Genomic DNA, 3,865 nt, shown 5'->3' with positions numbered 1-3,865 from the left:
GTCAACCGACTAAATCCGGGTTAACTACCCCCCTGATAACCCAGTCCGCGCAGGCGGACTTTGTTTGTGTAGCAGCGATTTCAATCGCCGTGGCAAAAGGGGATGATATGAACCTCAAATAGTCCTGAACTGGTGGTTCAAACTCCTTTAAAGCCCACCTCTGTATCCGCTTCCTTATCCGAATTCACCGGGGTTGGTATAACCGTTTCCGCCATTTTGCGAAACACGCCAATCTGATTCAGAATAATACCGCCAATAATCACCGCCCCACCGATATATTGCGCCATGGTTGGCACTTCTCCTAAAATAAAATAAGCCGCTAAAATTCCAGCAATGGGGCTAAAGGAACTCGCTAAGGAAACATCGGCTGCACCCGTTGTCTTTAACCCCATAAACCAACAGAGTTGACCCCCGACGACAATCACCATGCCATAAATCAACATCCATCGCCACAGAAAAGGCGAAAAAACATCCATAAAATGATTGGGTTCAAACAGCATCAAGACAACGACAAAGAACACCAACGTTGCCATTGCCATGCGATAGATGCTGAAAATAGCCAACGGAATCTGGCGTAGCTTCACCTTACTAATAATCGTGGACAAGGCTAACGCCACGGCACCACCTGCGGCAAATAATTCCCCTCTGCCAATCTGGAATCTTCCCATATTCACCATATCCGTGGCGGGAGTCTGAAGTAATACAGTCAAGGAAACGCCAATGAATGAAACCACCGCACCTGCTATCACCCACTTATTTACCCGTTCTCCCAGCAACAGTATGGATAACGCCAGAATCAGGGGCGGTTCAATTCGCCCAATCAAGACCACATTATTGACCATGGTCAAATCCAGTGCCATAAATGTTAAAGCCGGAGCTAATGCCCCGGACAGTATTGCCACCCCCGTCAATCCTAGCCAATCTGTCCAGGAGAGACGTTTTAACGACTCAACATTCCATTGCTTTCCATAGATTAAGATCAGGGCGATTAAGGCACAAAGATTTCCCGTAAACAGAACATTACAGAACGAGATGGGATTTCTGCCATCGATTAGATTTTGATCTCCCAAATTTGTTAACATCCGGATTACGGCATTGGCTGACGCGAAAATCACAATCGCGATTAACAGATAAGCACGTCCGGGAATTCGATTCAATACATTAGCCCGGTTCGCCGTTCGTCTTGACATCAGGTGAAGTTGGACTCCTGGATTGACTCAGCCAAAACCGACATGACTTGGCGTTAGCGACTATTGTATCATCCGAATCAGGAAGAGCAGGGGGATCTACCAGAAAGAATTGGCAAGGATTGTGGCTTCAGTTGAGACGGATGGATAAGCTGTTCGGCATTTAAACCCTAATGTCAATAATGGCTCTCATCCTTCCTTGTAGGTAGTGCGAGCCAGCAAGCTCCCTACTAATACCCAATTTAAATGCATGACAGCTTACTATGGTGTCCCTATCTCAAAGCCCTAATAGCCGAACCAACGATAGATTTTTTTGTTGGAAATCATCGCTGCATTAGCAGAACAGTTATCTGCTGACGCCGGGGAATGTAACGTTTTTTTTCTCTGCGTTTCCAGTAGAGCAATAATAGTCTGATGAATCACTTCTTCAACCATCATTCGCTCTTCTAGGGAGGAGTAAAAGCGTTTAGGGTTTTTGGGGAGTTTTTCAGATTCGTACAGGATAGTATAGGATTGATCCGGAATTCGACTTAATACCTGATTAATGAGCTGGTTAAATAATTCTGCCTGAGCAAAAGCCTCTTGATAAGGAGACTCTGGATAAGTTGCCAAGATATCTTTCACTTCTTGAATAACAAGCAGACAGGTAAGATTGATAATTTTCTGCGACATGATGCTGATATTCTTGTTTAGGATAGGAATAGTGTTTACTGCGCCAATTACACAAAAAAAATTACTTAACAAAGAATCAGTATTCGATTTTTACTAGCAATTTCCGACAATTAACTAGAGAAGAAACCGCTTCATTAACCATAATCTCTAAGTTCGATTCAGAGTCTGCTTCAAACAGGAAACGCTCACCAGGAAAAATAACCCGTTGCCAATTAGTCTGGGATTGATTCACAAGCCGGATAACTTGAATATGGCTGGTGTGATTGGTATAACAGCAAAGATTTTGGTGATTATTAGATGTACTTTGGCTGGGTTTAGAGACGGAAGTTGTTTGACGAGAAGTGGTTTGAGAATTCATATCTATCTGTAAATGGAGAGTGAGTAGCTATGAGTCAGAAGGGAAGTTGCCAATCCTAGCTAGATAGGGGTTGAGCTGGGATGACAGTAGATCCCGGTTCTTATGCCTTATCGGTCGCGATGACGCTGAAAGCTTTAACTTGACTTGACATCTAGCAGTATATCCATTTCCGCTATACTCTTACGTCTGTCTAAAGATGGGGACTTATGTGAAGTTGCTTTGTTACTGTGAATACAGACGTATTTGCAGGGCGAAATCAATTAATTCTTCCCAAACACTGAATAAGACACTTGAAAATCTATCTATGGGGGAATATTTACAGGGAAAATGAGTGCTGAGATGTTTGACAGTGACTTGAAGCGGTTTATACAGCAACTTGAGGGATTACAAGGACGCTTAGATCAGCTTTACCGCTGTGTCAATACTGCAAACGAAAAATCCCACCTACTACCCTCAGCCTTTAAAGAACTCGGTATGGCTTCAGAAGAACTGCAAGTGGCGATGGAGGAACTTCTAACACAGGCGGAGGAATCGGCAGCGATGCAAGTAAAATTAGCAGCCGAACGCCAGCGTTATCAACACCTATTCCAGTTTTTGCCCCATGCTTACCTAGAAACGGATACCAATGGGAAAATTATAGAAGCCAATCAAGCCGCTGCCAACCTCCTGAATGTATCGCAGCGGTTTTTAGTCGGTAAACCCCTAGACATCTACTTGATTAAATCCGATCGCCGCAAGTTTCCGGCTAAACTCATCCAGATTCAGCAGCGTAACCTACAACAAGAATGGATCGCTCAGATTCAGCCGCGTCAACGTGAACCCTTGGATGCGGTTTTGAGGGTAAGTCCCCACTGCGACTTTGACAATCAGTCAATCAGTTTGCACTGGATAGTACAGGATATTCGCGATCGCCAACCTATGCTGAGGGGAGACAATTATGATAATAATACCAACCTTTACCAAAATCGCCCTCGGCATATCTATCATAAAGGCGAGATAATTTCCCTCAAACCCCATACTACTTGGATCGTCTCCCAAGGCGTGATCAAACTGAGTACAGTTAGCGAAAGTGGTGATGAAATAATCGTCGGATTAATCAGAGAATCCATACCCTTCAGTTCTAGCATGACATCTCTACCGATGTACGAAGCCACTGTTGTCTCGGAAACAGCAGAATTAATTAGTATTTCTTGCACTGAAATTGCCGCCTCTTCTCAACTATCTCAGACGCTGTTACCTCTGCTTAATCAGCGGTTACAACAGACAGAATTTTTATTAGCCATGGCGGGTAAGCGACAAGTAACAGACCGTTTACACTGTTTCCTATCGTGGTTAAAAGCGGAATTTGGTCAACCAACATTAGAGGGGACTCGTTTAACGGTTCGCTTGACGCATCAGGATTTTGCGAACGCCTGTTGTACAACTAGAGTCACGATTACTCGACTATTCAATCAGTTACAGCAGCAAGGAACAATTACCTTTGACGCGCAGCGCCATTTGGTATTGAGAGATTGAGAGATTAAATTGTCCATCTAGCTGACTTAAGCCCTCAACTAAAGTTGGGGCTAAAAGCTAAAACCCGTTGAAACGGGTTCAAAGAGTTAAGCTAAAATTGTGGAAGAGATTTTACTATTGAATCGGGCGCAAG

The 3,865-nt window shown here is 43.9% G+C and carries 4 protein-coding genes; 1 reads left to right on the top strand and 3 read right to left on the bottom strand.

Annotation, left to right across the window (positions count from 1 at the left end):
- Positions 1-137: 137 nt before the first annotated feature.
- From ACLFWI_RS28070 to ACLFWI_RS28060, 3 genes are all read right to left on the bottom strand, one after another.
- Positions 138-1,190 carry a DMT family transporter gene (locus ACLFWI_RS28070; RefSeq protein ID WP_446415667.1) on the bottom strand — a complete coding sequence of 351 codons (1,053 nt, stop codon included), beginning with the start codon at positions 1,188-1,190 and terminating at the stop codon, positions 138-140.
- 282 nt (positions 1,191-1,472) lie between these two features.
- Complete coding sequence (locus ACLFWI_RS28065; protein WP_446410903.1) at positions 1,473-1,859, bottom strand: hypothetical protein; 387 nt, start codon at positions 1,857-1,859, stop codon at positions 1,473-1,475.
- Positions 1,860-1,935: 76 nt separating this feature from the next.
- Positions 1,936-2,217, bottom strand: a complete 282-nt coding sequence (locus ACLFWI_RS28060; RefSeq protein WP_446410904.1) for a DUF1830 domain-containing protein — start codon at positions 2,215-2,217, stop codon at positions 1,936-1,938.
- A 327-nt stretch (positions 2,218-2,544) separates the two neighbouring features.
- Here ACLFWI_RS28060 and ACLFWI_RS28055 point away from each other — a divergent pair, with 327 nt between their 5' ends.
- Positions 2,545-3,732: a helix-turn-helix domain-containing protein gene (locus ACLFWI_RS28055; protein ID WP_446415666.1), complete on the top strand. Its 1,188-nt coding sequence runs from the start codon at positions 2,545-2,547 to the stop codon at positions 3,730-3,732.
- Positions 3,733-3,865 lie beyond the last annotated feature (133 nt).

Origin of the sequence: Coleofasciculus sp., from assembly GCF_046539235.1 — a bacterium.
Taxonomy (GTDB): Bacteria; Cyanobacteriota; Cyanobacteriia; order Cyanobacteriales; family Coleofasciculaceae; genus Coleofasciculus.
The sequence above is the reverse complement of the archived record's forward strand: the minus strand, read 5'-3'. Positions and strand labels throughout refer to the sequence as shown.

Bases quoted from the DNA above. Each gene is read 5' to 3' on its own strand.
- ACLFWI_RS28070 (WP_446415667.1), bottom strand. From the start codon at position 1,190: ATGTCAAGACGAACGGCGAACCGGGCTAATGTATTGAATCGAATTCCC.
- ACLFWI_RS28060 (WP_446410904.1), bottom strand. From the start codon at position 2,217: ATGAATTCTCAAACCACTTCTCGTCAAACAACTTCCGTCTCTAAACCC.
- ACLFWI_RS28065 (WP_446410903.1), bottom strand. From the start codon at position 1,859: ATGTCGCAGAAAATTATCAATCTTACCTGTCTGCTTGTTATTCAAGAA.
- ACLFWI_RS28055 (WP_446415666.1), top strand. From the start codon at position 2,545: ATGAGTGCTGAGATGTTTGACAGTGACTTGAAGCGGTTTATACAGCAA.